The following is a 25,279-nucleotide window of genomic DNA, read 5'->3' as shown; positions in this document are numbered from 1 at the left end:
ACCGATCATGACCGTCATGCGATCCAGAGGCGTACGGATGGGTGCCGCCGCGGCCACCCTGGCGGCGCTGCTGCTCAGCGCCGGCTGCGCGAGCGACGACGAGGGCACCCCGTCCGGCGGGGCCTCCGCCGGTGGCGGCGGCTCGATCAAGGAGGGACTCAGCGTCGCCTTCCTGCCGAAGCAGGTGAACAACCCGTACTTCACCGTGTCGGACAACGGTGGGAAGGCGGCGGTGGAGGAGTTCAAGGGCGAGTACAAGGAGGTCGGGCCGTCGGAGGCGAGCGCGTCGTCGCAGGTCAGCTACCTCAACACGTTGACCCAGCAGGGCAGTGACGTGATCGCCCTGTCGGCGAACGACCCGAACGCGATCTGCGGGGCGGTCAACCAGGCCCGGCAGGGCGGCGCGAAGGTGGTCACCTTCGACTCCGACACCAACAAGGACTGCCGGGACCTCTTCGTCAACCAGGTGACCGGGCCGGGGATCGCGGAGAACCAGGTGAAGCTGATCTCCGACGCGATCGGCGGCAAGGGCAAGGTCGCGATCCTGTCGGCGACCGCGAACGCGACCAACCAGAACGCCTGGATCGAGCTGATGAAGACCGAGCTGAAGAAGCCGGAGTACAGCGGGATCGAGCTGGTCACCACGGTCTACGGCGACGACAAGGACGAGAAGTCGTTCCAGGAGACCCAGGGGCTGCTCAGCGCGCACCCGGATCTGAAGGGCATCATCTCGCCGACCACCGTCGGTGTGGCGGCGGCGGCCCGCTACCTCTCCGGCTCGCAGTACAAGGGCAAGGTGGCGCTGACCGGGCTGGGCACCCCGAACCAGATGCGCGAGTTCGTCAAGAACGGCACGGTGAAGAACTTCGCGCTGTGGAACCCGGCCGACCTCGGCTACCTGGCCGCGTACGCCGGTGCCGCCCTCGCCTCCGGGATGATCAGCGGCAAGGAGGGTGACAAGTTCACCGCCGGCAAGCTCGGTGAGTACACCGTCGGCGCCGAGGGCGTCGTGGTGCTCGGCCCGCCGACCGTCTTCGACGCCAGCAACATCGACCAGTTCGACTTCTAGGCGGTACCCGTCCCGGTGCCGCCGCCGGCCGACTACGGGTCTGTGACCCGCCGGCCGGTGGCGGTGCCGGGCTCGGCGGCACCGGAATCTGGGCGTGTGCGGAGGAGGGAGTGGCGCCGTGGCCGTACCGATCGTGCAACGCCATCCACTGGACGACGAGGAACTGGCCCTGCTGCGACTGCTCGCCCAGGGGCTCCCGGTCGACGCGGTCGCCCGCCGGCTGGAGATGTCCGAGCGGACCGTCCGGCGGCGTACCCGGGCGATCTGCGACCGCCTCGGCGTGCCGGCGCCGATCTCCGCGGTGGTCTGGGCGGTCCGGCACGGGCTGCTCTGAGCGGACGACCCGCGCCGGGTGCCGCCGGGTCAGCCGGGGAGGCCGGGTGCGTCCTCCGGTACGACCACGTACTGCCGCAGGTAGAGGTCCTGGAAGGTGACCGGGCCGCGTGGGCCCGGCACGTGGTCCACGTTGATCCCGGTCTCCGGTACGCCGTGCAGCTTGAAACCGTCCAGCAACCGGGTCGAGGCGTTCCAGAAGATCCCGGTGCCGATCGCGGTGGCGATGAACCGCTCGGCGGCGGCCCGGTCCTCGGTCACGATCGTCGCGGCAAGCCCCGAGGTCTCGGTGTTGGCGATCGTCACCGCCTCGGCCAGATCGGCCACCTCGGCGATGGTCACGGTCGCCTCCCGGCCGCTGTCCAGCGCCCACTCGTAGCCGACCGGGTGGTCGTACGGCGGCAGCGAGGCGCGTACGCCCAGCTCCGTCAGGGCGGCCTCGAAGCGCGGCACCGCCTCCCCGGCGACGTCCCGGTGCACCAGCAGCAGGTTGACCCGGTTGCAGACGCCGAGCCGGTCCAGGCCGGCGACCAGCAGTTCGGTCGCCCGGTCCAGGTCGGCGGCGGCGTCGACATAGAGCACTCCGCCGCCGTCGGCGTGCGCCAGCGTACGGACGCCGTGCCGGGCCGCCTCGGCGCCGAGCGAGCGGGTGGCGTCACCACTGCCCCGGAGGATCACCAGCGGGATCAGGTCGGTCTGCCGAACCAGGGCGACCGCGCTGGCCCGGCTCGCGTCCGGCAGCAGTTGGATCGCGTCCGGATCGAGGCCGACGTCGCGCAGCCCCGGGGCGATGACGTGCTGGTAGAGCGCGTTCGCCGAGGTGAGCGCGGCAGACCCGGTACGCAGTACGCCGGCGTTGCGCGACTTCACCAGTTGAGAGGCGACGTCGACGGTCACGTTCGGCCGGGCCTCGAAGTTCGCCCCGATCACCCCGACCGGCCGGCGGCGCTCGGCGAGCCGCAGCCCGCCCGGCAGCGACCGCAGCGGCGTCTCCCGGGCCGGGAACGGTGCCTCGGCGAGCAGCCGTAGCTGGTCGGCCATCGCCTTCAGCCGGGCCGCGTCGAGCCGGAGCCGGTCCTGTAGCGCCGGGCTCATCCCGGCGGCCCTGGCCGCATCGACGTCCCGCTGGTTGGCGGCGAGGATCTCGCTCTCGGCGGCGACCAGCCGGTCGGCCATCGCGGTCAACGCGGAGTCGATCACCGAGTCCGGCGCCTCGGTCAACCCGGCCGACCCGGCCCGGGCCCGCCGGCCGCACTCGGCGACCAGGGCGTGCACGCGGTCGTCCGCTCCGCCCGGGGCTCCGTCGGTCGCCTCGATCGACACCATCTGCCGGACCTCCTTCGCCGTCCTCGTCCGCCGCCATGCTATGTCGCGCGCTGGTGGCAGCCACCGAGTCTGGCACGTTTGTTCAACGAGAGAGCAATAGTGTCCGCTATTCAGGACCGTTGCTCGCGGTGCTCGCCGCCGGCTCACCCGTCGCGCCGGCCTCCGGCACGGGCGCGACCGTCGCCCCTCCGGTGCCGGGCACCGGCGCGGCGCACCACACCCGCGCCGTCCGCGCCGTCACCCCGGCCCGCCACCGTCCGCACCCGGGGCCCGGCACGAGCGGGCGGGGCGGCCGAGGGGCTGCGGCCGAGCATGATCGGCGTACGGATAAGGTCCCCGCCATGTCGAAAAACCTGGTGCGGGTCGCCTTCCTCGACGCCGACACCGGAGCCCAGATCGGCCGGAGCGAACTGCCCCTCGGGCAACTGCCGGACAGCTTCCAACCGGCGACCACCCTGGAGCTGGCTGGCGCCACCTGGTCGGTCGAACGGGCCGAGCCGCCGACGGCGGCGGAGTTCGCCGCGACCGGCACCCTCACCCTGACGCTGCGCCGGATCGAGTCCGTCCCACCCGGCGACATCCTCTACTCGCTGCCGACGCTCTGCGCCGCCGTGCCGGCGGTCGCCGGGGCACCGGCCGGTGCCGACCGCCTCGAACTGCACGAGGACGACTGGCGGCAGGTGGAGTTGGTCAGCGGTGACCTCGGCGACGAGGTCCAGGCCGAACTCCGGGCGGTACGCCGGAGTTACGAGCAGCACGCCCGCCGCGACGAGCACGGCCGGGTGTACGGCTTCCAGGGCATCCACGTCCGGAGCCAGCCGATCCGACCGCTCTCCGGGACGGTGTCCCGGAGCCGGTTGCTGAGCCTGCTGCCATCCGGTGCCCGGAGCCGGGGCGGGATCGGCTTCCGTGGGCAGCCGGGGATCGTGCCCAGTTCGTTCGCGGTAGCCGTCGGGCGGGTGCTGCTGTACGGGCTCGCCGACGGCGACTCGCTCGCCGTACTGGCCGTACAGACCGAGCCGGGACCGGCGGCGGAACCACAACCGGAGCTGGTCGCCGCGCTGGAGCGGGCGATGCGCGAGGCGAACCTGCTGCTCGTCGACTGGTGCCGGATGGCCCTGGTCGTACCGGCCTCGATCGGCGACTACCTGGCCGCCACCGGGGCGGTCACCCGGAGCTGACCAGGCCCAGACGTCCCTCGGCTGGCCCCGGCGGCGGCCGCCGAGATGATGGTGCGAGACGCCGCTGAAAACGGCTCATGGCGGTGCTTCGGTTCGTTCACGCGCCCGGGTCATCCGATGTGCGGCGCCGAACCGGCCAGCCAGTGCCCGATCCGCAGCCGGACCGAGTCGTGCATCTGGAGGTCCGCCACGGTGGCCGCGTCGAACCAGGCGACGTCGGTCGACTCATCGCTGACCGCCAGCGCGCCGCCGACCGGCCGGGCGGTGAACGCGACCACGAACTCCTGCCGCACTTCTCCATCGGCGTACGCGATCACGTGCCGGGGGTCGGTGTAGATCCCGAGGATGCCGGTCAGCTCGACGTCGAGCCCGGTCTCCTCCCGGGTCTCCCGCACCACCGCGTCGCCGATCGTCTCGCCGACCTCCATCGCGCCGCCCGGCAGCGACCAGTTCCCAGAGTCCGCCCGCCGCTGCAACAGGATCCGGCCCCGGTCGTCAACGACCAGCGCGGCCCCGCCCGGCACCAGCGAGTTCGCCGCCGGGGCGGACGGGTCGTCGAAGTAGTCCACCCGTCGACTCACCGGCTGACCTCCCTGATCTGCACCGTGTCCCAGACCTGTAGGAACTGCTCGGCGAAGGTCTCGAAGATACCGCCGGTGTCCACCGGTTGGTGGACGGCCGGATTCCGTCCTGCGATGGTCCCCGGCCGACTCGGCCGGCGGAAGCATCAAAGTATGACAGTCATCAGTGCGCACGGGCTGCGCAAGACGTACGGCGCCCGGGTGGCGGTGGACGGGATCGACCTGACCGTCGACCGTGCCGAGGTGTACGCGCTGCTGGGGCCGAACGGCGCCGGCAAGACGTCCACGATCGAGATCCTGGAGGGGCACCGGCGCCGGGACGGCGGCACGGTCTCGGTGCTCGGCGAGGACCCGGGTACGGCCGGCCGACGCTGGCGGGCCCGGCTCGGCATCGTGTTGCAGACCGCCACCGACGCCGCCGAGCTGACCGTCCGGGAGACCGTGCGGCACTTCGCCGGGTACTACCCCCACCCGCGCGACCCGGACGAGGTGATCGAGGTGTGCGGGCTGACCGGGAAGGCCGGGGCCCGGATCCGTACCCTCTCCGGCGGCCAGCGTCGCCGGCTCGACGTGGCCCTCGGCATCGTCGGCCGGCCCGAGCTGCTCTTCCTCGACGAGCCGACCACCGGCTTCGACCCGGAGGCCCGCCGGCAGTTCTGGGCGCTGATCCGCCGGCTCGCCGACGAGGGCGTGACGATCCTGCTCACCACCCACTATCTGGACGAGGCCGAGGCGTTGGCCGGCCGGCTCGCGGTGCTCGCCGGTGGCCGGATCATCGCCGAGGGCACCCCGGAGACCATCGGCGGCCGGGCGAGTGTGGCGGCCACCGTCACCTGGCGGGACGCCGACGGCGACCACCGGGAGCGGACCGACGACCCGGTCGCACTGGTGGCCCGGCTGACCGACCGGGCCGGCGGGACGGTGACCGACCTCCGGGTGCACCGGCCCAGCCTCGAAGACGTCTACCTCGACCTGATCGGAGAAGCTGACCTGATCGGAGAGCGCGGCCTGATCGGGGAACGTGACCTGATCGGAGAAGGCCGATGACCGCCGCCACCGCCGGCCCGTCGTCCTCGACGGTACGGCTGCCGTCCACCCTCCGGGTCGGCCTGGCCCGGGGAGCGGTCGAGCTGAAGCAGTTCTTCCGGCAACGGGACGCGGTGGTCTTCACCTTCGCCTTTCCGGCCTTCATCGCGCTGATGCTCGGACTGATCTTCGACGAGCCGGCGCACGGCGCCTCGGACGTCAGCATCAGCCAGGTCTTCGTGGTCGGGATGATCGCGTACGGGATCGTCTCCACCGCCTTCATCAGCGTGGGAGTGGGGATCGCGCTCGACCGCGAGGACGGCACGCTGAAGCGGCTGCGCGGTACCCCGGCCACCGCGGTCGCGTACTTCCTCGGCAAGATCTGTCTGGTCGCGGTCTCCACGGTCGGCGGGATCGCCCTGCTGCTCGCGGTCGGGGTGTTGCTGTTCGGCCTGCGGCTGCCGACCGATCCGGCACGGTGGCTCACCTTCGGCTGGTTGCTGGCGCTCTCCGTCGTCGCCTGCACTCTGCTCGGCATCGCGGCCAGTGCGTTGGCCCGCTCGGCGAAGAGCGCCCCGGCGGTGTTGAACCTGCCGGCCATCGCACTCCAGTTCGTCTCCGGGATCTTCGTACTGAACGACGCGCTGCCGGACGGGATGCTGACGGTGGCATCGTTCTTTCCGGTGAAGTGGATGGGACAGGGGTTCCGGTCCGTCTTCCTGCCGGACAGCATGATGGCGCAGGAGGCGGCGGGTTCGTGGGAGCACGGGACCACGGCGCTGGTGCTCGCCGCCTGGTGCGTGGGAGGTCTGCTGGTCTGCCTGCTGACGTTCCGGTGGACCGGGCGCGAAAGCCGCTGACCGTGCGATCAGGCGTTCGCCGGGCGCCGGTGCCTCGGGGAACCCTGCGGGGTCGGAGCGCCGGCATGGGGCGGGCGGTGGACGGTGGAGTGGGAGGTCAACGGGTGATCAGGGTCCTGCTGGTCGACGACCATCCGGTGGTCCGGGACGGGTTGCGCGGCATGCTGCACAGCGAACCCGACCTGGAGGTGGTCGGCGAGGCCGGCTCGGGCCAGGAGGCGGTGACCCTGGCCCGGGCGTACCGACCGGACGTGGTCCTGATGGACCTGCGGATGCCCGGGATGGACGGGGTGCACGCCACCGGGGCGATCCTGCGCGAGTCGCGGACCACCCGGGTGGTGGTGCTGACCACGTACGAGAGCGACGCCGACATCCTGCGGGCGGTGGAGGCCGGCGCCATCGGCTACCTGCTGAAGGACGCCACCAGGACGGAACTCGCCGCCGCGATCCGGGCCGCGTCCCGGGGCGAGACGACGCTCGCGCCGTCGGTCGCCGGTCGGCTGGTCCGGCAGGTACGCAACCCGGCCGCCCCGGCGCTCTCCGCCCGGGAGGTGCAGGTGCTCGGCCTGGTCGCCGAGGGCCGGACGAACGCCGAGATCGGCCGGGCCCTGCACATCAGCGAGGCGACGGTCAAGACGCACCTGCTGCGTACGTTCAGCAAGCTCGACGTCTCCGACCGGACCGCCGCGGTCACCACCGCGATGGCCCGGGGACTGCTCGGATAGCCGGGCCGGGCTGCCCGGGTCAGGACGTCGGGCCGCTCTCCTCGGTGAGGAGTTCCCGGACCCGGGGGATCACCTGGGTGGCGTACCGCTCGATCGTCGCCATCAGGTGCTCGTGCGGCAGCGTGCCGGCCGAGTACTTGAGGTCGAAGCGCTGCACCCCGAGGACCCGTACCGTTCGGGCGATCTTGCGGGCCACGGTCTCGGCCGAGCCGACGTGCCAGGCGCCGTTGGCGATGTCGGCGTCGAACCGGCTCCGGGTCATCGGCGGCCAGCCGCGTTCGGCGCCGATCCGGTTGAACAGCACCCGGACGTGTGGCCAGAGCAGGTCGGCCGCCTCCTGGTCGGTCTCGCCGACGAAGCCGGGCACGTGCACCGCGACCGGCAGCGGCTCCCGGCCGAACTCGGCGAGCGCGCGGTGGTAGAGCTGCACGTACGGAGCGAACCGGGCCGGTTCACCGCCGATCACGGCCAGTACCAGCGGAAAGCCGTACCGGGCGGCCCGGACCACCGACTCCGGGCTGCCGCCGACCCCGACCCAGGTGCGGATCCGCCCCGACTCCGTCTTGGGATAGACGTGCTGCTTGTCGAGCGAGGCGCGCACCGTGCCCTGCCAGCTCACCGCGTCCTCGGTGAGCAACTGCGACATCAGCTCGGTCTTCTCCTCGAAGAGCCGGTCGTAGTCGCTGAGGTCGTATCCGAACAACGGGAACGACTCGGTGAACGAGCCTCGGCCGAGGGTGATCTCCGCCCGACCCCGGGCGAGTGCGTCGAGGGTGGCGAACCGTTCGTAGACGCGTACCGGGTCGTCGGAGCTGAGCACCGTGACAGCGGTACCGAGCCGGATCCGCTCGGTCCGGGCGGCGATCGCGGCCAGCACGATCTCGGGGGCGGAGACCGCGTAGTCGTCCCGGTGGTGCTCGCCGAGCCCGAAGGTGTCGACGCCGAGCCGGTCGGCGAGTACGGCCTCCTCGACCACGTCGCGGATCACCTGGGCGTACGGCACCGGGTTGCCCTCGGCGTCGGCGGTCACGTCGCCGAAGCTGTCCAGACCGAATTCCACGGCCGTCGCCATGTCGTCCTCCAACGCCTCACGCCGGTCGTGTCGGTGCGGCCGGCTCTCCGCGCGGTGTAACGGCACTGCCGAGAGTCGCATTCCCGCCCGGGCGGGTGCGAAACGCCACCGCTGACCGGTACGCCGGGCCGGCCGACCGGAAGTATTGTCTCGCCCGCGCGCTGTTGCCGGCCGGGATCGGTGCCATTCGTTGACCCCTGTCCGGGTGCGTGATCTGATGCCCGGACGTGCGAATAATCTTCAATATTTCGATCAGACCTTGGGGGTCGGAGATGTTCGGGTTCCGTCGACCCGCGTTCGCCGCGGCGCTGGCGCTCACCCTCGCCGCAACCGGCACGCTGTCGGGCATCGTCACCGCACCGGGTACGGCCACGGCGGCCCTGCCGACGGCCGCAGTCGCGCTCGGGGACAGTTTCGTCAGCGGCGAGGGCGCCGGCGGCTACCAGCCGGTGGTGGACGTGAACGGTACCCCGCAGAGCTTCCCCGGCTGGTCCGCGCCGAACAGCAACGCCTTCTTCTGTCACCGGTCCGCGAACGCGTCGCTGCACCAGGCGAACCTGCCCGGCATCTCGGCCCGGTTCAACCTCGCCTGCTCAGGCGGCCAGCCGTACGACATCGCCAACGCCTCGGCCGGCCGGACCAAGGGGCGTACGGTGGCGGCGCAGCTCGACCAGCTCCGGGCGGTGGCGCAGACCCACGACATCGACGTGGTGCTGCTCGGCCTCGGCTCCAACAACAGCTCGTTCACCTTCGGCGACGTCGCCTCGGACTGCGCCAACCGGTTCATCGCGGACGCCTGGACCGGCTGGTGGGAGTTCTGGGCCTACCTCGGCGGGCCGGTCGAGCAGGCGCCGTGCGCCGGTGACGACCTCGGCACCCCGGCCGAGTTCGCGGCGGCGACCGCCGAGACCACCAACGCGGTCCGGCAACTGCTGACCACCCTGGACGAGGTCGACCCCGACGGGCAGCACCGGATCGTCTTCCAGGACTACACCAACCCGCTGCCGTTCGAACTGGAGTCGCGGTTCCACGAGGAGGACAACCGGGACGACAGCCGGGACAAGTTCCGGGCCCTGGGCGCCGAGCGGTACGCGGCCGGCTGCCCCGTGCACCGGGCCAGCCTGGCCGCCGGGCACCTCTTCTCCAGTGGCCTCGGCACCCTGGTCCAGTCGGTACACGGCACCATGCGCGGCGAGTTCCCCGGCGACGACCTGGTCTACCTGAACGTGCAGCGGGCCTTCGACGGTGCCCGGCTCTGCGAGACCGCGTCCAGCCCGACCGGCGCGCTCGCCACCCCGATCCGGTTGCAGGACGGCCCGACCGGAACCCCGGTGACCAGCCTCTCCGGTTACGACAAGATCGCCATCCAGCGGATCGCCAACGCCTGCGTCACGTACTTCCAGACCTGCCAGGAGTCCTGGCACCCGAACGCGGCCGGGCACGCGGTGCTCGGGCAGTGCCTTGCCGGTGCGGTGGCCACCCCGAACCGGGCCGTCGCCTGCGTCCGCTCCGGTACCGGGGCGATCACCGTGAGCTGAACCGCTGCGCCCCGTCCGACGGGTCGGGTCCGCACCGGCGCCGGGACCCCGGTGCGGCCCCGACCTCAGCTCCCCGGTTCAACTACAGTCACAGCAATCGCAGCAGTCGCAGTTGCAGCAGTGGCAGCTGTCGCAGTTGCAGTACCTCGTACACCAGCACCGGTCGCCGCAGCCGCGGCGCCGGTGTTTGCTCCAGCGCGGTTGCCACAGCCCGCAGGTGCAGGTGGTGAGGACGCAGGCGCCGCCGACCACCAGCGAGCCGCCGCAGCCGTCCGGCCTCGGCTCCGGGCGCTCGACCGGATGTCCCGCCGGCTGCGCCGACATCTCGGGCGGGGCGAGCGGCAACCCGTGTTCGGCGCCCGGACGGTGCACCGGCACACCCGCCAGCGCGAAGGTCCGCTCGATGGCGTCGGAGACCTCGCGGTCGAGCAGCGCCCGGACCAGCCGCCGGTCCCGCAGGTCCAGGTCGGCCAGGGCCAGCCGCAGGCCGTGGTGCGCGTCCTCGCACAACCGGCGCGCCTGCGCCAGGTCGGTGCCGCTGGCCCGCAGCGGGTTGAACGCACCCCGCACGGCGTCGTCGGCGTAGTCCTCGACCGCGTCGAGCAGGTGCGCGATCCGGCCGAAGTACCGGCCGACCTCGGCCAGCCCGGCGGCGTTGCCCGGCCGGCCGGCCAGCGTCGCGGTGTGCGCGAAGGCGGCTGCCACGGCGGTCTCGGTCGGCTCGGTGGCGAGCAGCACCGGCACCCCCGGGACCACTTTCGACTCCAGTTCGGACTGCCGGGCCACCGCGGCCACCAGTACCCCGGTGTCGAAGCCGACCCCGTCGCCGGTCCGGGCGCCGGCCTCGGCCCACCGGTCGGCCAGCCGGCCGGCGACCCCGGCCAGGGCGGGGACCCGCAGCGCGCCGTCCCGGTCGGCGACGTGGTCGCGGGTCTTGCCGGCGGCGAGGACCAGCGAGACCGCGGCGGCCAGCCGGGCGCCGGGATCGGCCGAGGAGAGCACCGTGGCCCGCTGGAAGCCACGCAGCGCACACGGCGCCGCCGGACGGTACGGGGCCGGGGCGGGGCGCTGCGCCTCCAGGAGTACGGAGATCAGCAGGCCGTCGTAGTTGGTGGCCAGCCGGGCCCGGTGTCCGTGCTCGTCCCGGAGGGTCAGGCAGAGCCCGCAGAGGTGGCCGAGCCAGGCGGCGTGCAGCTTTCCACACATCCGGTGCCGGCATGGCCGTACGATCCCGAACACCGCGCCTCCCAGGTCCGCCTGCTGCCGCAGCGTAGCGACCCGGCGCACGCCTGGCGGCTCAGGACGGGATGGACCGGCGATCCTGCCGGTGCCACCCGTTCGACCGGGCGCTGTCGGACAGGGCCACCCCGAGCAGTACCACGCTGGTGAAGCCGGCCACCGCGCTCGGGGTGAGCGGCAGGAAGGCCGGTGCCGTGCCGACCAGTACCACCAGCCAGATCAGCCGTGACCAGGAGAACCTGCCGAACACCTCGTACTCGAAGATGGTCCGGCCGATCAGGAACAGGGCGGGTCCGCCGACGACGACGGCGACCAGGCCGAGCCCGGCCCGGCTGTGGGACCGGGCGACCAGCAACTCGAACCCGGTGGCGGTGGCGACGATGCCGGCCACCATGAACAGGTGGGTGTACGGCGCCCACCGGGTGGCCCGGCCCGGTCGCTCACCGATCGCCACCTGGAGGGACGCCCCCGCCCGGTGGACGTAGATCTGCCAGAGCAGCAGCATGGTGACGAACGCCAGCAGCAGCATGCCCAACCGTTCGGCGTCGAGCTCGCTCCGGCCGCTGAGCAGCAGCGGGACCAGGATGATGTCGCCGAGCGCCAGGATGACGAACTGCTGGTAGCGCTCGCCGAGGTGCTCGCTCGCCTTGTCGTACTGGGCCATCGGCACCCGGCCGAGCCACGGGGTCGGATAGCGCAGCACGGCGCCGACGTAGTCGGTCAGCAGGGCGATGCCCCAGAGCACGATCCGGGTCGAGGCCGGCAGGAACGCGCCGGCCAGCCAGAGCGTGCCGGAGAGCACGAACCAGCAGAGGAACCGGGCTGCCCGGATCTGGGCCTGATGCCTGCGGAGCACGGCCACCAGTACGACGCCGCGGACCAGGTGGATGGCGACGTACATCCCGGCGAAGAGCCAGCCGAGCGCCGAGAACGCCTGCGGGATGGTCGCCGTCATCACGATGCTGCCGAGCATCGCCCAGGCGACGATGACCTGGATCTTGGGCTCTTCCGGGTTGTAGAAGTCGGTGAGCAGGGCGGTGATCGACCAGATCCACCAGACCGCCATCAGCAGCACCAGTACCTCTGCGGCGGCGATCCAGCTCAGGTCCACGGACAGCCGCATCGAGAGCAGGGCGAGCGCCGCGACGTAGACCACGTCGAGCAGCAGTTCCAGCAGGGTCGCCCGCTTCGGTGCCTCGGGGTGGCGCATCAGTCTGTGCGTCTCGTCGCTCGCCATCGAGCTGCCGCCCCGCTCCCCGCCGTCCCCGCGGCCACCGTCTCCCACCTATAACCGAACGATCGACGGGCGGGTTGGACGTAACCCGGCACGGCCCGAGACGGTCGGGCCGGCCAGAGCCGTCCGGTGGTGTCCCGGTCGCTCAGGAGTGCGGCTGCGCGGCCTTGCGCCGGGACAGGCCGAGACCCTCGATCGCGGCCTCGACCAGTTCCTCCGGGGCCGCGGCGACGTCGAGGGTGCGGACCCGCTCGTCCGATCCCGGTCGTTCCAGGGTGGCGATCTGCGAGTCGAGCAGGCTGGCCGGCATGTAGTGCCCGGCCCGCCGGGAGAGCCGTTCCCGGATCACCGCCGCCGACCCGTCCAGGAAGACGAAGTCGACGCTCGGCGGGCCCTGCCGGAGTACGTCCCGATAGGAGCGGCGCAGCGCCGAGCAGGCCAGTACCGTGGAGACGTCCTCGGCGGCGCGCTCGGCCATCCAGCCGGCGAGTTCGCGCAGCCAGGGCCAGCGGTGCGTGTCGTCGAGCGGCACCCCGGCCCGCATCAGCTCCACGTTGGACTCCGAATGGAACTCGTCCGCCTCGGCGAAGGTCAGCCCGGTCAGCGCGCTGATCCCCTCGGCAACGGTGGTCTTGCCCGACCCGGAGACGCCCATCACCACGACGTGCCGGGTGGACCCGGCCGGCCCGCCGCCGCGCGACGGGCCGGAGCCGCCGTCACCAGTCATGGACGGTACCGTCCTGGAGCCGGTTGAACGGCAGGTACGCCGGCTGGTACGGGAACCGGGCCGCCGCCTCCTCGTCGAGTTCCACCCCGAGCCCCGGCTGCTCGCCCGGGTGCAGGTAGCCGTCGGTGAAGGTGAACGACTGCCGGAACACCTCGTCGGTCAGCGGACCGTGCCGCATGTACTCCTGGATGCCGAAGTTGTGGATCGCCAGGTCCAGGTGGAGCGCGGCGGCCATCCCGACCGGGGAGATGTCGGTCGGCCCGTGAATCCCGGACTTGATCTGGTATTGCGCGGCGAAGTCGAGCAGCTTGCGCATCGCGGTGATCCCGCCGGTGTGCGTGACGGCGGACCGGACGTAGTCGATCAACTGCTCGCGGATCAGCGTCTGGTAGTCCCAGACGGTGTTGAAGACCTCGCCGATCGCCAGCGGGGTGGTGGTGTGCTGCCGGACCAGCCGCAGTGCCTCCTGGTTCTCCGCCGGGGTGCAGTCCTCCAGCCAGAACAGGTCGTACGGCTCCAGCGCCTTGCCCAGCTTGGCGGCCTGGATCGGCGTCATCCGGTGGTGGCCGTCGTGCAGCAGCGGCAGCTCGGGGCCGAACTCGTTGCGGACCGCCTCGAAGACCGTGGGCAGGTGCCGCAGGTAGGCCCGGGTGTCCCAGTCCTCCTCGACCGGCAGCGGGGTGCGCTGGGCCGGCTCGTAGTCGTAGCGCTTGCCGTCGGCGCTGGGCTGGGCGGCCACCCCGTAGACCGAGTCGATGCCGGGGACCGAGGTCTGCACCCGGATCGACTTGAAGCCCTCGTCGAGGTGGCGCCGGATCGAGTCGAACAGCTCCGGGATGTCCCGCCCGGAGGCGTGCCCGTAGGCCATGATGCCGGTCCGGGAGGCTCCGCCGAGGAGCTGGTAGAGCGGCATCCCGGCGGCCTTGGCCTTGATGTCCCAGAGCGCCACGTCGACGGCGGCGATCGCGGCCATGGTGACCGGCCCGCGCCGCCAGTACGCCGACCGGTAGAGGAACTGCCAGGTGTCCTCGATCCGGTGCGGGTCCCGCCCGACCAGCAGCGGTACGACGTGGTCGGCCAGGTAGGAGGCGACGGAGAGTTCCCGGCCGTTCAGGGTACCGTCGCCGAGCCCGGTGATCCCCTCGTCAGTAGTGATCTTGAGAGTGACGAAGTTGCGGTCCGGGCTGGAGACGATCACGTCCGCGGCGACGATCTTCACGACTTGCCTTTCTGCGCTGGGCTGGTGTGGGGGAGTGGCGGGCCGACGGGTCGGCTCACCACTCCGCGAAGGAGCCGTCGGGGTGCCGCCAGACGGGCCCGCGCCAGCGGTGCCCGCGCTGGTCCGCCCGGCGTACCGCATTCTCGTCGATCTGGACGCCGAGACCGGGACCGGTCAGCCGGGCGATGTGCCCGTCGGCGAACCCGAACGGCGTCCGGTCCACCACGTAGTCCAGCACCTCGGCGTCGGCGTTGTAGTGGATCCCGATGCTCTGCTCCTGGATCAGGTAGTTCGGGGTGGCGAAGCCGACCTGGAGACAGGCGGCCAGCGCGATCGGCCCGAGCGGGCAGTGCGGGGCGAGCTGCACGTCGTACACCTCGGCCAGCGCGGCGATCTTGCGGACCTCGGTGATCCCGCCGGCGTGCGACAGGTCCGGCTGGGCGACCGCGATGCCGGCCTGGAGCGCCGGCAGGAACTCCTGCCGGCTGTAGAGCCGCTCGCCGGTCGAGACCGGGGTACTCGTCGACCGGACGAACTCGCCGAGCAGGTGCGAGTTCTCCGGTACGACCGGCTCCTCCAGGAAGAACGGCCGGAACGGCTCCAGTAGCGGGGCGACCCGGCGGGCGTTGGCCAGGGTGAACCGGCCGTGGAAGTCGACGGCGACGTCCCGGTGCTCGCCGAGCACCTCCCGGGCGGCGGCGACCCGCCGGACCACCCCGTCGAGTTCGGCGACCGAGCCGACCGGGCTCATCCGGCCGGAGGCGTTCATCTTGACCGCGGTCAGCCCGGCCGCCACCTGCTCCGCGATGTGCTCGGCCACCTCGCCGGGCTCGTCGCCGCCGACCCAGCCGTACACCCGGATCTTGTCCCGGACCGGGCCGCCGAGCAACTGGTGCACCGGGGCGTCGAAGTGCTTGCCGGCGATGTCCCAGAGCGCCTGGTCGAGCCCGGCGACGGCGCTGGCCAGGATCGGCCCGCCCCGGTAGAAGGACCCCTTCGTCATCACCTGCCAGTGGTCCTCGATCCGCAGCGCGTCCTGGCCGACCAGCAGCTCGCTGAGCTGGTGCACGGCGGTGCGTACCGTCTCGGACCGGCCCTCGCAGGTCGCCTCGCCCCAGCCGACGACCCCGTCGGCGGTCTCGATCCGCACGAAGAGCCACCGGGGTGGCACGAGGAAGGTCTCCACCCGCACGATCTTTGTCACGCCACCCGCCTCAGCTTCTCTGTCATGCTTCCCGCCGCCCTCAGCCCTTGGTTGCCCCGGCCGTGAGGCCGGAGACGACGTACTTCTGCACGAAGAGCGCGATCAGCATGATCGGCAGGGTGACCACTGTGGACGCGGCCATCAGGCCACCCCAGTCGATGCTGGCGTAGCCGACGAAGTCGAAGATCGCCACCGGCAGGGTCTTGGTGTCGGCGCCGGAGAGCACCAGGGCGAACATGAAGTTGTTCCAGGAGAAGATGAAGGAGAGGATGCCGGCGGTCGCGATGCCCGGCGCGGAGAGCGGCAGCGTGATCCGCCGGAACGCCCCGATCGGGGTGAGCCCGTCCACCTGCCCCGACTCCTCCAACTCCTCCGGCAGGCCGTCGAAGAAGCCCATCAGGATGTAGACCACCAGCGGCAGCGAGACGAACATGTGGCTCAGGATCAGCACGGTGAAGCCGCCGACCAGCCGCAGGTTGGAGAAGACGTAATACCAGGGCACCAGCAGCGAGACGCCGGGGATCACCCGGGCCATCAGCACCACCAGCGCCGACCTGCGCATGTTGAACCGGCTCATGGAATAGGCCGCCGGCACGCCCAGGATCAGCGACAGCACGGTGGCCGCGAACGCCACCCAGAGGCTGTTGCCGATGAACTGGAGGTAGTTCGCCTGGTCGAGGACCTTGGTGTAGTTCTCCAGTACCGGGGTGAACGCGAACGCCTTGCCGGAGTCGTAGATGTCGACGTTGGTCTTGAACGAGGCGGCGACCATCCAGAGCAGCGGGGCGACCAGCGAGACCACCACCACGGCCAGGGCCACCGCCCGGAAGACCTGATACGGAGTACGACGCTTGCGGCGGGCCATCAGAGTGCGCCCTTCTTGCGACGGGACGTCAGCGCCCACATCGAACCGATGATGATCAGGAAGAAGATGATGAGTACGGTCGACGAGATGCCGTACTCGTTGTAGTCGAAACTCAGCCCGTACGCGTACACGTTCAGCGTCTCCACCTCGTGGAACGAGCCGCCGCCGCGCCCCTTGGTGGCGTACAGGATGTCGAAGGTCTTCAGGGCGTCGATGCCGCGCAGCAGGATCGCCACGATCACGGTCGGCATCAGCAGCGGCAGGGTGACGTGCCGGAACCGCTGCCAGGCGTTCGCCCCGTCGACCCGGGCCGCCTCGTCCGGCTCGTTCGACAGCGCGGTCAGCCCGGCCAGCAGGATCAGCACCACCATCGGGGTCCACTGCCAGATGTCGATGAAGATGGTGGTCGGCAGCGCGCTGTGCTGGCCGGCCAGCCAGGGCTGCGGTCCGATCCCGACCCAGCCGAGGATCTGGTTGGCCATCCCGATGTTCGGGTCGAAGATGAGCCGCCACATCATGCCGACCGCGACCGGGGTGGCGACCAGCGGCAGCAGGATCGCCACCCGGACCCACCGCTCACCGCGGAACGGCCGCCACAGCAGCAGTGCGACCGCCATGCCGATGACGATCTCGAAGAGCAGGGCGACCCCGGTGAAGCCGACCGTACGCAGCACGGCGGGCCAGAACCGGTCGGTGTCGGAGAGTACTTCGAGGTAGTTCGCGAAGCCGATGAACTCGGACTCGGCCCGGACCGATCCCTCGGCGTCGGTGAGGCTGAGGTAGACCGTCCAGGCCAGCGGAAAGATGATCAGCGCACCGACGAAGGTCATGGCCGGTGCCGCGAAGAGCCACTTGCGGTGGGTGTTCGCCCAGCGGGTCCAGCCGGTCAGGTCGCCGGGCTGCCGGGGAGATGCCAGAGATGCCATGGGGTGGTCTTTCCGGTTCGGCGGATCCAGGCGCGGGGTGACGGATCGCTCCGCCACCCCGCGCGATGGCTTACTTCTCGTCGTCGAGGAGCTTCTGGAACGCCTCGTTCGCCGTGGCGGCCGAGCCGGCCACGTCCTTGCCGGTGATCGCGTCGACGATCGGCTGCCCGACCAGCTCCCGGGCCTCGGCCACCTTCACGACCAGCGGCCGGTCGTGGCCGACACCGTTCTCGGTGCTGACCTTGATGGCGTCCGCGAGGTCCTTCGGGTAGGTCGCGATGCCCTCCGGGTTGGCCCAGACCGAGGTACGGGCCCCCGGCACGCCACCCTTCTGCTGTACCAGCGTCTGCTCCTTGCCGGCCGCCCACTGGATGAACTTCCAGGCGTTGGCCTGGTTCTCCGAGCCCTCGTTGACGCCGAGCGCCCAGGACGGGATGTTGTACGGCTTGGAGCCGGCCGGACCGGCCGGGAACGGCGCGAACCCGACGCTGTCGGAGACCTTGGACTTGGCCGGATCGGTGGCGTTCTTGTAGAGCGAGTTCGCCTCGGTGTAGAAGGCCGCCTTGCCCTGGGTGAAGATCGCCATCGCCTCGGACCAGCTCATGTCGGTGCTGATGTTCTCCGGCCCGTTCTCCCGGAGCAGCCCGCCGTAGTACGCGTACGCCTGCTTGGCCTGCTCGGTGTTGACGCTGGCCTTGCCGCTGCCGTCGACGAAGTCACCGCCGAAGCTGTACAGGAAGCTGGAGAACTGGGTGACCGCCGCGGCCTTGCCGGTCCGGGCCACGAAGCCCGCCGTACCCGGGTTGTCGGCCTCGATCTTGGCCGCCATCGTCTTCAGCTCGTCCAGGGTCTTCGGCGGTGCGCTGAAGCCGGACTTCTGCAACAGGTCCTTGCGGTAGTAGAGGACCTCCTGCTCGGTGATGATCGGGACGCCGACCAGCTTGTCCTGGTAGGTGGTGGCCTGCACCGGCGGGGCCTGGAAGTCGGCGAAGTCGAACGCCGAGTCCTCCTTCGCCTTGTCGGTCAGCTCGGCCAGGTAGCCGTTCTTGGCGAAGAGCTTCCCCTCCTGGAGCGGCCGGTACATCATCACGTCGATGTCGCTGGAGCCAGCGTTCAGCTTGACGTTGTACTGGTCGGAGAGCTGGTCCTCGCCGAGTTGGGTGACCTCGACCTTCAGTCCGGACTGCTGCTCGAACTCCGGCAGGGCCTTCTTTATGTTTTCCGTCCAGACGTGGTTCACCAGCGTCACGCGCAGCGTGTTCGACCCGCCACTGTCATCGCCGCCGCCTCCGCAGGCGGAGAGGCCGAGGGCAGCCACCACGGCCAGAGATGTTCCGATTACCGAGCGACGTAACACGTCCATCTCCCCTTCCCTCGCGGCGACCCGCCGTTGGGTGCCGCCCGCAGACTCCTACGTCTGCCTAATGCCGGATGCTAGGCCGATAAACCTGACTTAAGCAAGACCAGGCCACTCACTGATAGGCTTTATTTATGGCCACGCCGTCACCAGAGGTCGCGTCTGTCCGGCTCGACCCCGCCGAGTCCGGGCTGCACGCCCGGCTGCTCGACCAACTAGGCACGGCCGTCTGCGCCGGCCAGCTCGCGCCGGGTTCCGTGCTCTACATCGACGACTTGGTCGAGCAATACTCGGTCTCCCGCTCGGTGGTCCGGGAGGTGCTGCGGGTACTGGCCTCGATGGGGCTGGTCGAGTCACGCCGCCGGGTCGGCACCCTGATCCGGGCCGCCGGCGACTGGAACGTCTTCGACCCCCAGGTGATCCGCTGGCGACTCGCCTCGGCCGGCCGGATCGCCCAGCTCCGCTCGATCACCGAACTGCGTACCGCCGTCGAGCCGCAGGCCGCCGCGCTCGCCGCGCTGCGGGCCACCCCGCAGGAGGCCAGCGAACTGGTCGGGCTCGCCGCGAAGATGTGGGCGGCGGGCAAGGCCGGCGACGAGGCCGAGTTCCTCCGGCTCGACATCGAGTTCCACCGGCTGGTGCTGGTCGACTCCGGCAACGAGATGTTCGTCAAGCTGCACGAGCTGGTCGCCGAGGTGCTGGCCGGCCGCTACCACTACGACCTGATGCCGCACTATCCGCACGAGCAGGCGCTGCAACTGCACGCCGACGTGGCCCAGGCGATCCAGCGGCGCGACGGTGAGCGGGCCAAGACCGCGATGGTGCAGATCATGGAGCAGGCCATGCTGGAGATGAGCGCCATCTGGGCGCAGACCGGCCCCGGTCCGGCCTCCTGAGCTGTCGAGCGGCTCCGGTCGGCGGTACGGTTTCTAGATCATCAATGCCGGCCCGGCGGACTATGGTTGGCCGGATCGCGCCGTCGCGGTACGAGGCGCCGGTGTGTGCCGACCGAGAGCCCGGGTACCAGGAACAGAGGGGACCACCATGGACGCATCATCCCGCCCGCCGTTCCGCGCCGACCACGTCGGCAGCCTGCTGCGACCCGCGCGGCTGCTGACCGCCCGGGCCGACCGGGCCGCCGGGCGGATCACCGCCGAGGAGTTGCGCGCCGTCGAGGACGACGCGATCCGCGAGGTGGTACGCCTCCAGGAGAGCATCGGACTGCGTACCGCCACCGACGGCGAGTTCCGGCGTACCTCCTGGCACATGGACTTCATCTACCAGCTCGGCGGGATCGACCCGGCCGACGAGAAGCTGACCGTGCAGTTCTTCAACGAGTCCGGGAAGCTGGAGTTCCAGTCGGCGGCGCTGCGCGTGCACGACCGGGTGAAGCTGACCGACACCATCTTCGGCGACGCGTTCTCCTTCCTGAAGGCGCAGGTCACGACGGGTACCCCGAAGCTGACCATCCCGTCGCCGAGCATGGTGCACTACCGGGGCGGCCGGGCCGCCATCGACACCGCCGTCTATCCCGACCTGGACCAGTTCTGGGTCGACCTCAGCGCCGCGTACGCCGATCAGGTGCGCCGGCTGGCCGACCTCGGCTGCACCTACCTCCAGTTCGACGACACCAGCCTGGCGTACCTGAACGACCCCCGGCAGCGCGAGATGGTGGCCGCCCAGGGCGGCGACCCGGAGCACCAGCACGAGCGCTACATCCGGCAGATCAACGCCTCGCTGGCCGGTCGGCCGGCGGGCCTGTCGGTGACCACCCACATGTGCCGGGGCAACTTCCGGTCCTCCTGGGCCGCCGAGGGCGGCTACGACTTCGTCGCCGAGGCGCTCTTCAGCCAGCTCGACGTCGACGGCTTCTTCCTGGAGTACGACGACGAGCGCTCCGGCGACTTCGCGCCGCTGCGGTTCGTCCCGCCCGGCAAGAAGGTGGTGCTCGGCCTGGTCACCACCAAGCGGGGCGAGCTGGAGAGCAAGGACGCCCTCAAGCGCCGGATCGACGAGGCGGCCCGGTATGTCCCGCTGGAGCAGCTCTGCCTCTCCCCGCAGTGCGGCTTCTCCTCGACGGTGGAGGGGAACGCGCTGACCCAGGAGGAGCAGGTGGCGAAGCTGCGGCTGATCGTGGAGACCGCGCAGGAGGTCTGGGGCGACAACTGAGCCCCGCCCGGCCGGGCTGACCGGCAGCCCGGCCGGGCGAGGCCGCCGCCGGTCACGGGCGCGAACGGGGCGACGTCCCGTCGATCACCAGCGACGGGACGCCCGTAATGTCAGGGGTGCAGACCGGGCTGGTCCGCCGGCTGCCCGCCGGGCCGGTCCCGGCCGGGCAGCCGGGCCAGCGAGACGGTGGAGATCACCGCCCAACTCGCCTCGAGGAGCAGGAAGCCCCACGAGTGGTGCAGCAGGGCGATCACCGCCAGCACCGTCGAGCCGACGATGTTCAGCAGCAGATAGCGGGCGGAGTGCGGGGAGAGTCGGCGGGTCTGGGCGGCGGCGAAGGCCGACAGGATCAGCAGCGAACCGACGATTTCGATGACATCGACAGCAGTCATGGGTTTCTGCGCGCCGTCTTTGCAGGGCCGGGTACGGCAGCGCTCTCGTCCGGGGCGGTCGCGTGCTGGCGCCGCCTGATGATCGAGAATAGCTCGGCGGCCCGCCGGACCGGCCGGTTGGTGCGGAACCTCACCGGCGGGCGGCACCCGGGCACCGGCCGGGTGGCCGGCGGATGGTTCGATGCACGCCAGCGACCGCGCGCGGAAAGGGGCATCCGGCAATGGCGGGGTATGAACGGGACGCGGCTGCGGCCGGTACCCGGACCAGGTGGGTGGCACCGGTCCGCCGGGCGATCGCCCGGATGCTCAACCCGGACGGCCTCACCTCCGGGTACGCCCCGGCGCAGCGCGGCCAGCAGACCGACCGGATCGTGGACTGCGCGGTGTACGTCGACGGTCGGCGGCTGCCGGGCCGGCCCGACCACCGTACGGCCCTGGCGGCGGCGCGCCGGGGCCGCGGGTTCGTCTGGCTGGGGCTGCACGATCCGGACGAGGCGGACTTCGCGCCGATCGCCCGGACGTTCGGCCTCGACGACCTGGTCGCCGGGCACGCGCTCAACCGGGAGCACCGGCCGGCGGTGGAGCGCTACGACCAGGTGACGGTGATCGTGCTGCGTACCACCCGCTATGTCGAGCACTCCGAGCTGACCGAGACCTCCGAGGTGGTGGAGACCGGCGCGGTGACCGTGTTCGTCGGTCCCCGGTTCGTGATCACCGTCCGGCACGGCGCACCCGGTGCGCTCCGGCCGGTCCGGGCCGATCTGGAGGCCCGGCCCACACTGCTCGCCCTCGGCCCCTGGGCGGTCGCCTACGCGGTCTGCGACCAGCTCGTCGGCTCGTACGTCCAGGTGGCCACCGCCGTGGAGGCCGACGTCGACGCGGTGGAGGAGCAGGTCTTCGCCCCGCGTACCGCCCGGGACCGGATCGCGCACATCTACCAGCTCAAACGGGAGCTGATGGAGTTCAAGCGGGCGGTCGCGCCGTTGCAGCGGCCGTTCGCCGCGCTGCTCGACGACCGGGAGCTGCCCCGACCCGTGGTCCGCTACTTCCGGGACGTGCACGGGGTGCTGTCCCGGACGGTGGAGCAGGTGAGCGGCTACGACGACCTGCTGAACTCGATCCTCCAGGCCCGGCTGGCCCAGGTCTCGGTGGACCAGAACAACGACATGCGCAAGATCGCGGCGTGGGCGGCGATCTTCGCTGTGCAGACCTTCATCGCCGGCATCTACGGGATGAACTTCGAGTTCATCCCAGGGCTGAAGGCGGCGAACGGCTTCTGGGTGGTACTGGTGGTGATGCTGGTCCTGGCGGTGTTGATGCACCGCGGTTTCCGGCGCAACAACTGGCTGTGAGCGCGGGGCGGCAGCGGCCGGTCCGGCTCAGAGCCAGTCGCGGCGTTTGAAGATCACGAAGAGCGTGCTACAGACCACCAGCATCAGGAATAGCGCGAACGGATAGCCGAAGACCCATTGCAGCTCGGGCATGTGCACGAAGTTCATCCCGTACACCGTGCCGATCAGGGTCGGCGCGAACAGGATCGCCGCCCAGGCCGAGATCTTCTTGATCTCCTCGTTCTGGGTGTAGCTGGCCACCGTCAGGTTCTTGACCTCCTCGTTCTGCGCCTGCGACACCAGGGTGGCGTTCAGGGCGAGGATGTCCGCCAGGATCTGCCGGAACTCGTTGACCCGCTCCGAGGCGGTGGTGGCGTGGTCGGCCACGTCGCCGAGATAGCGCCGCAGCTCCTCGTTGGTGCCGTACTTCTCGAACCCGGCACTGAGCCCCTGGAGGATGTCCAGCAGCGGCCGGGTGGCCCGTTGGAACTCGATCACCTCACGGGAGAGTTCGTAGATCCGCCGGCTCACCCGGGGATCACCCCGGAACACTTCGGTCTCGATCTCGTCGATGTCGTTCTGCAACCCGCCGACCACCGGGGCGTACCCGTCGACCACGCTGTCCAGGACCGCGTACAGCACCGCCTCCGGGCCGCGTCGCAGCAGGTCGGGGTCGTTCTCCATCCGGCGACGTACGGCGGTCAGGTCGGGTGCCTGCCCGTGTCGTACGGTCAGCACGAAGTTGGCCCCGACGAAGACGTGCACCTCGCCGAAGTCCACCTCCTCGGCCTCGTCGAGATAGCGGGCTGCCCGGAGCACCACGAACAGGGTGTCGCCGTACCGTTCGAGCTTGGGCCGCTGGTGCGCGACGATGGCGTCCTCGACGGCCAACTCGTGCAGCCCGAACTCCTCGGCCACGGTGAGCAGTTGTCCCTCGGTCGGCCGGTAGAGGCCGATCCACGCCATCGTCCCCGGATGGTCCCGCAGCCGCTGGCAGGTCTCCGCGAGGTTCGGCGGGCCGTCGACCCGGTGGCCGTCCCGGTAGATCGCGGAGGTGACCACACTCTCCTCCGCCGGCGGCGCCTCGCTGCCCTCCTCGGCCGCCCGCGGATCCATCGACAGCTCCGGTGGCGACTGCGGATATCGGTCCTGCGAGCGGCGCAGGGCCCGCTTCGCGGGACGGAGGGCGCGCGAACGCCAGTCGGACATGGGCAGCCTCCACAACGAAGACGTCGAGCGACATGTGCGGGGACCCCACGAAGAGGGGATCACATAACCGGTCGACGGCCCGCCCTGGGCCACCGTCCCATCCCACGCCCGCCCCCGGCCGAGGACGACAAACCGCCGGCCAACAGCACGGAAACGTTGACCAACCCCCACGGTAGGCGGCGCCGCGACCCTTCGCACCCCGAGTCGCGGACAACGCCGGCCGGGCCCCGGACGGCTGCCGACCGGGGCCATCTCGGGGCGCGGCTGGTCAGCCCCCGGCGACGGAGGGGATGACCTGGATCTCCGCGTCGTCGGATACGGCGGTGTCGAGGCCGCCGGTCTGCCGGCAGTCCTCGCCGTCGACGTAGACGTTGACGTAGCGGCGCAACTGGCCCTGCTCGTCCCGGATCCGCCGGATCAGCCGGGGCCACCGGGCGCCCACCTCGTCGAACACGGCTCGGAGGGTGCCCGCCGTGCCGACGTCGAGCCGGCCGGCGCCGGCCGTCTCGCCCCGTAGCGCGGCGGGCACGATGACGGTGACCATGCGCTCAGACCTCCGCGGCCCGGACGCAGAGCACGTCGGGCAGGTGGGCGGCGACCAGCGACCACGAGTCGCCCTCGTCCCGGCTGGCGTAGACCTCGCCGGAGCGGGTGCCGAAATAGACCCCGGCCGGGTCGGCGTCGTCGACACAGAGCGCGTCGCGCAGCACGGCCGGGTAGTAGGGCCCGCTCGGCAGCCCGTCGGTCAGCGGCTGCCAGGTGTCACCGGCGTCGGTGGAGCGGAAGACCCGGCAGCGCCGGTCGACGGGGAAGCGCTCCCCGTCCGCGACCAGCGGGAAGGTGTAGATGGTGCCGCCACGGTGCGGATGGGCGACCATCGGGAAGCCGAAGTCGCTGGGCAGTCCGTCGGCGATCGACTGCCAGCTCAGCCCACCGTCGGTGGACCGGTAGACGCCGTGGTGGTTCTGCGCGTAGAGCCGCTCGGGGTCGGCCGCGTCCCGGGCGACCTTGTGCACGCACTGGCCGAACTCGGGCCACTCGTCGGGCATGAAATAGGCCCGGATGCCGGTGTTCTGTGGGCGCCAGCTCGCACCCGCGTCACCGCTGCGGTAGACGCCGCCGGTCGACATGGCGACCAGGATCTGCGCCGGATCGGCCGGGTGCGGCAGCACCGTGTGGATCGCCTGGCCGCCGAATCCGGCTTCCCACTGCGGGCGGTGCGGGTGGTCCCAGAGCGGACGGACCAGCTCGTAGGAGATGCCGCCGTCGACCGAGCGGAACAGCGCGGACGGCTGGGTGCCGGCGTAGACCACGTCGGGCTGGTCGGCCGGGCCGGGGGTGAGCTGCCAGACCCGCTCCAGGCTGGCCCCGGTGCCCTCCGGGAACGCGACGGGTGGCTCCGCCGGCTCCTGCCAGGACGCGCCGAGGTCATCGCTGGTCGCGACGCTGGGGCCGAAGTGCGAACTGGTCACCCCGGCGAGCAGCCTCGGGGTGGCCCGCCGTTTGTCCACGGCGACCGAGTAGACCCCGGTCATCGCGAAGTGCGGCCCGCTGACCTGCCAACTCTTGCGGTCGTCGCTGCTGGTGGCGAGGAAGAGGCCCTTGCCGGTGCCGATTGCCAACAAGGCGGTCATGGTCATCTCTCCGATCGGACGTACGCCGTTGGTGTCCGCCGGCCAGTATGCCCACCGGCACC

At 71.1% G+C, this 25,279-nt stretch carries 25 protein-coding genes and 1 riboswitch; of the genes, 10 read left to right on the top strand and 15 right to left on the bottom strand.

Annotation, left to right across the window (positions count from 1 at the left end; genetic code table 11):
• Positions 1 to 16 precede the first annotated feature (16 nt).
• Together rhaS and Pma05_RS03595 are read left to right on the top strand one after the other, a co-directional pair.
• Positions 17 to 1,069, top strand: a complete 1,053-nt coding sequence (gene rhaS, locus Pma05_RS03600; protein WP_203855796.1) for a rhamnose ABC transporter substrate-binding protein — start codon at positions 17 to 19, stop codon at positions 1,067 to 1,069.
• A 118-nt stretch (positions 1,070 to 1,187) separates the two neighbouring features.
• The gene (locus Pma05_RS03595; RefSeq protein ID WP_199187823.1) at positions 1,188 to 1,403 is read left to right on the top strand and encodes a helix-turn-helix domain-containing protein; all 216 of its coding nucleotides are present in this window, start codon (positions 1,188 to 1,190) and stop codon (positions 1,401 to 1,403) included.
• Between the two features lie 29 nt (positions 1,404 to 1,432).
• Here the strand turns inward: Pma05_RS03595 and Pma05_RS03590 are convergent, their stop codons facing one another.
• A complete protein-coding gene (locus tag Pma05_RS03590) occupies positions 1,433 to 2,728 on the bottom strand; it encodes an aldehyde dehydrogenase family protein (protein WP_203855795.1) in 1,296 nt (431 codons plus the stop codon).
• Between the two features lie 341 nt (positions 2,729 to 3,069).
• Between Pma05_RS03590 and Pma05_RS03585 the strand changes: the two genes are divergently transcribed.
• Positions 3,070 to 3,909: a hypothetical protein gene (locus Pma05_RS03585; RefSeq protein ID WP_203855794.1), complete on the top strand. Its 840-nt coding sequence runs from the start codon at positions 3,070 to 3,072 to the stop codon at positions 3,907 to 3,909.
• Between the two features lie 110 nt (positions 3,910 to 4,019).
• Here the strand turns inward: Pma05_RS03585 and Pma05_RS03580 are convergent, their stop codons facing one another.
• Positions 4,020 to 4,490: an NUDIX domain-containing protein gene (locus tag Pma05_RS03580; RefSeq protein WP_203855793.1), complete on the bottom strand. Its 471-nt coding sequence runs from the start codon at positions 4,488 to 4,490 to the stop codon at positions 4,020 to 4,022.
• Positions 4,491 to 4,643: 153 nt separating this feature from the next.
• Here Pma05_RS03580 and Pma05_RS03575 point away from each other — a divergent pair, with 153 nt between their 5' ends.
• From Pma05_RS03575 to Pma05_RS03565, 3 genes are all read left to right on the top strand, one after another.
• On the top strand, positions 4,644 to 5,537 hold the full coding sequence (locus tag Pma05_RS03575; protein WP_203855792.1) for an ABC transporter ATP-binding protein: 894 nt from the start codon (positions 4,644 to 4,646) through the stop codon (positions 5,535 to 5,537).
• Positions 5,534 to 6,376 carry an ABC transporter permease gene (locus Pma05_RS03570; RefSeq protein WP_203855791.1) on the top strand — a complete coding sequence of 281 codons (843 nt, stop codon included), beginning with the start codon at positions 5,534 to 5,536 and terminating at the stop codon, positions 6,374 to 6,376. The genes Pma05_RS03575 and Pma05_RS03570 overlap by 4 nt, the downstream gene beginning before the upstream one ends.
• A gap of 104 nt (positions 6,377 to 6,480) precedes the next feature.
• The gene (locus tag Pma05_RS03565) at positions 6,481 to 7,101 is read left to right on the top strand and encodes a response regulator (protein WP_203855790.1); all 621 of its coding nucleotides are present in this window, start codon (positions 6,481 to 6,483) and stop codon (positions 7,099 to 7,101) included.
• 19 nt (positions 7,102 to 7,120) lie between these two features.
• Here Pma05_RS03565 and Pma05_RS03560 read toward each other — a convergent pair whose 3' ends face one another.
• The gene (locus tag Pma05_RS03560; RefSeq protein WP_203855789.1) at positions 7,121 to 8,173 is read right to left on the bottom strand and encodes an LLM class flavin-dependent oxidoreductase; all 1,053 of its coding nucleotides are present in this window, start codon (positions 8,171 to 8,173) and stop codon (positions 7,121 to 7,123) included.
• A gap of 272 nt (positions 8,174 to 8,445) precedes the next feature.
• Between Pma05_RS03560 and Pma05_RS03555 the strand changes: the two genes are divergently transcribed.
• Entirely contained in the window at positions 8,446 to 9,711 is a 1,266-nt protein-coding gene (locus Pma05_RS03555; RefSeq protein WP_203855788.1) for an SGNH/GDSL hydrolase family protein, read from the top strand.
• A 78-nt stretch (positions 9,712 to 9,789) separates the two neighbouring features.
• Here Pma05_RS03555 and Pma05_RS03550 read toward each other — a convergent pair whose 3' ends face one another.
• From Pma05_RS03550 to Pma05_RS03515, 8 genes are all read right to left on the bottom strand, one after another.
• Positions 9,790 to 10,950 (bottom strand): DUF5685 family protein, encoded by a 1,161-nt coding sequence (locus Pma05_RS03550; protein ID WP_239311599.1) that lies wholly within the window; start codon positions 10,948 to 10,950, stop codon positions 9,790 to 9,792.
• Between the two features lie 58 nt (positions 10,951 to 11,008).
• Positions 11,009 to 12,235: a low temperature requirement protein A gene (locus Pma05_RS03545; protein ID WP_203855787.1), complete on the bottom strand. Its 1,227-nt coding sequence runs from the start codon at positions 12,233 to 12,235 to the stop codon at positions 11,009 to 11,011.
• 94 nt (positions 12,236 to 12,329) lie between these two features.
• Positions 12,330 to 12,911 carry a gluconokinase gene (locus tag Pma05_RS03540; RefSeq protein WP_203855786.1) on the bottom strand — a complete coding sequence of 194 codons (582 nt, stop codon included), beginning with the start codon at positions 12,909 to 12,911 and terminating at the stop codon, positions 12,330 to 12,332.
• Entirely contained in the window at positions 12,901 to 14,130 is a 1,230-nt protein-coding gene (gene manD / locus Pma05_RS03535) for a D-mannonate dehydratase ManD (RefSeq protein ID WP_203855785.1), read from the bottom strand. Before manD ends, Pma05_RS03540 begins: the two co-directional genes overlap by 11 nt.
• Before the next feature lie 55 nt (positions 14,131 to 14,185).
• Positions 14,186 to 15,334, bottom strand: coding sequence for a galactonate dehydratase (gene dgoD / locus Pma05_RS03530; RefSeq protein ID WP_203855784.1), 1,149 nt, complete (start codon positions 15,332 to 15,334; stop codon positions 14,186 to 14,188).
• Between the two features lie 40 nt (positions 15,335 to 15,374).
• Complete coding sequence (locus tag Pma05_RS03525; RefSeq protein WP_203855783.1) at positions 15,375 to 16,199, bottom strand: carbohydrate ABC transporter permease; 825 nt, start codon at positions 16,197 to 16,199, stop codon at positions 15,375 to 15,377.
• Positions 16,199 to 17,125, bottom strand: coding sequence for a carbohydrate ABC transporter permease (locus tag Pma05_RS03520; protein ID WP_203855782.1), 927 nt, complete (start codon positions 17,123 to 17,125; stop codon positions 16,199 to 16,201). The genes Pma05_RS03525 and Pma05_RS03520 overlap by 1 nt, the downstream gene beginning before the upstream one ends.
• A gap of 70 nt (positions 17,126 to 17,195) precedes the next feature.
• A complete protein-coding gene (locus Pma05_RS03515) occupies positions 17,196 to 18,488 on the bottom strand; it encodes an ABC transporter substrate-binding protein (RefSeq protein WP_239311597.1) in 1,293 nt (430 codons plus the stop codon).
• Between the two features lie 128 nt (positions 18,489 to 18,616).
• Here Pma05_RS03515 and Pma05_RS03510 point away from each other — a divergent pair, with 128 nt between their 5' ends.
• Positions 18,617 to 19,378, top strand: coding sequence for a FadR/GntR family transcriptional regulator (locus tag Pma05_RS03510; protein ID WP_203855781.1), 762 nt, complete (start codon positions 18,617 to 18,619; stop codon positions 19,376 to 19,378).
• 148 nt (positions 19,379 to 19,526) lie between these two features.
• Positions 19,527 to 20,651: a 5-methyltetrahydropteroyltriglutamate--homocysteine S-methyltransferase gene (locus tag Pma05_RS03505; protein ID WP_203855780.1), complete on the top strand. Its 1,125-nt coding sequence runs from the start codon at positions 19,527 to 19,529 to the stop codon at positions 20,649 to 20,651.
• 110 nt (positions 20,652 to 20,761) lie between these two features.
• Here Pma05_RS03505 and Pma05_RS03500 read toward each other — a convergent pair whose 3' ends face one another.
• Entirely contained in the window at positions 20,762 to 21,043 is a 282-nt protein-coding gene (locus Pma05_RS03500; RefSeq protein WP_203855779.1) for a CBU_0592 family membrane protein, read from the bottom strand.
• Between the two features lie 7 nt (positions 21,044 to 21,050).
• A riboswitch (guanidine-III (ykkC-III) riboswitch) is annotated at positions 21,051 to 21,110 on the bottom strand.
• A gap of 226 nt (positions 21,111 to 21,336) precedes the next feature.
• On the opposite strand from Pma05_RS03500, the gene Pma05_RS03495 reads away from it, so the two are divergent.
• Positions 21,337 to 22,395 (top strand): magnesium and cobalt transport protein CorA, encoded by a 1,059-nt coding sequence (locus Pma05_RS03495; protein ID WP_372441428.1) that lies wholly within the window; start codon positions 21,337 to 21,339, stop codon positions 22,393 to 22,395.
• Positions 22,396 to 22,422: 27 nt separating this feature from the next.
• Here Pma05_RS03495 and Pma05_RS03490 read toward each other — a convergent pair whose 3' ends face one another.
• The 3 genes from Pma05_RS03490 to Pma05_RS03480 all read right to left on the bottom strand — a co-directional run bounded on the left by Pma05_RS03490 (position 22,423) and on the right by Pma05_RS03480 (position 25,223).
• The gene (locus Pma05_RS03490) at positions 22,423 to 23,583 is read right to left on the bottom strand and encodes a magnesium and cobalt transport protein CorA (protein WP_239311593.1); all 1,161 of its coding nucleotides are present in this window, start codon (positions 23,581 to 23,583) and stop codon (positions 22,423 to 22,425) included.
• A gap of 268 nt (positions 23,584 to 23,851) precedes the next feature.
• On the bottom strand, positions 23,852 to 24,127 hold the full coding sequence (locus Pma05_RS03485) for a MoaD/ThiS family protein (protein ID WP_203855778.1): 276 nt from the start codon (positions 24,125 to 24,127) through the stop codon (positions 23,852 to 23,854).
• A 4-nt stretch (positions 24,128 to 24,131) separates the two neighbouring features.
• Entirely contained in the window at positions 24,132 to 25,223 is a 1,092-nt protein-coding gene (locus Pma05_RS03480) for a WD40/YVTN/BNR-like repeat-containing protein (RefSeq protein WP_239311591.1), read from the bottom strand.
• Positions 25,224 to 25,279 lie beyond the last annotated feature (56 nt).

This window comes from Plantactinospora mayteni (genome assembly GCF_016862935.1).
Lineage (GTDB): Bacteria > Actinomycetota > Actinomycetes > Mycobacteriales > Micromonosporaceae > Plantactinospora > Plantactinospora mayteni.
The sequence above is the reverse complement of the archived record's forward strand: the minus strand, read 5'-3'. Positions and strand labels throughout refer to the sequence as shown.

Bases quoted from the DNA above. Each gene is read 5' to 3' on its own strand.
- rhaS (WP_203855796.1), top strand. From the start codon at position 17: ATGCGATCCAGAGGCGTACGGATGGGTGCCGCCGCGGCCACCCTGGCG.
- Pma05_RS03520 (WP_203855782.1), bottom strand. From the start codon at position 17,125: ATGGCATCTCTGGCATCTCCCCGGCAGCCCGGCGACCTGACCGGCTGG.
- Pma05_RS03515 (WP_239311597.1), bottom strand. From the start codon at position 18,488: ATGGACGTGTTACGTCGCTCGGTAATCGGAACATCTCTGGCCGTGGTG.
- Pma05_RS03570 (WP_203855791.1), top strand. From the start codon at position 5,534: ATGACCGCCGCCACCGCCGGCCCGTCGTCCTCGACGGTACGGCTGCCG.
- Pma05_RS03590 (WP_203855795.1), bottom strand. From the start codon at position 2,728: ATGGTGTCGATCGAGGCGACCGACGGAGCCCCGGGCGGAGCGGACGAC.
- Pma05_RS03540 (WP_203855786.1), bottom strand. From the start codon at position 12,911: ATGACTGGTGACGGCGGCTCCGGCCCGTCGCGCGGCGGCGGGCCGGCC.
- Pma05_RS03525 (WP_203855783.1), bottom strand. From the start codon at position 16,199: ATGGCCCGCCGCAAGCGTCGTACTCCGTATCAGGTCTTCCGGGCGGTG.
- Pma05_RS03585 (WP_203855794.1), top strand. From the start codon at position 3,070: ATGTCGAAAAACCTGGTGCGGGTCGCCTTCCTCGACGCCGACACCGGA.
- Pma05_RS03480 (WP_239311591.1), bottom strand. From the start codon at position 25,223: ATGACCATGACCGCCTTGTTGGCAATCGGCACCGGCAAGGGCCTCTTC.
- Pma05_RS03485 (WP_203855778.1), bottom strand. From the start codon at position 24,127: ATGGTCACCGTCATCGTGCCCGCCGCGCTACGGGGCGAGACGGCCGGC.
- Pma05_RS03510 (WP_203855781.1), top strand. From the start codon at position 18,617: ATGGCCACGCCGTCACCAGAGGTCGCGTCTGTCCGGCTCGACCCCGCC.
- Pma05_RS03560 (WP_203855789.1), bottom strand. From the start codon at position 8,173: ATGGCGACGGCCGTGGAATTCGGTCTGGACAGCTTCGGCGACGTGACC.
- Pma05_RS03500 (WP_203855779.1), bottom strand. From the start codon at position 21,043: ATGACTGCTGTCGATGTCATCGAAATCGTCGGTTCGCTGCTGATCCTG.
- Pma05_RS03490 (WP_239311593.1), bottom strand. From the start codon at position 23,583: ATGTCCGACTGGCGTTCGCGCGCCCTCCGTCCCGCGAAGCGGGCCCTG.
- Pma05_RS03575 (WP_203855792.1), top strand. From the start codon at position 4,644: ATGACAGTCATCAGTGCGCACGGGCTGCGCAAGACGTACGGCGCCCGG.
- Pma05_RS03505 (WP_203855780.1), top strand. From the start codon at position 19,527: ATGGACGCATCATCCCGCCCGCCGTTCCGCGCCGACCACGTCGGCAGC.
- Pma05_RS03555 (WP_203855788.1), top strand. From the start codon at position 8,446: ATGTTCGGGTTCCGTCGACCCGCGTTCGCCGCGGCGCTGGCGCTCACC.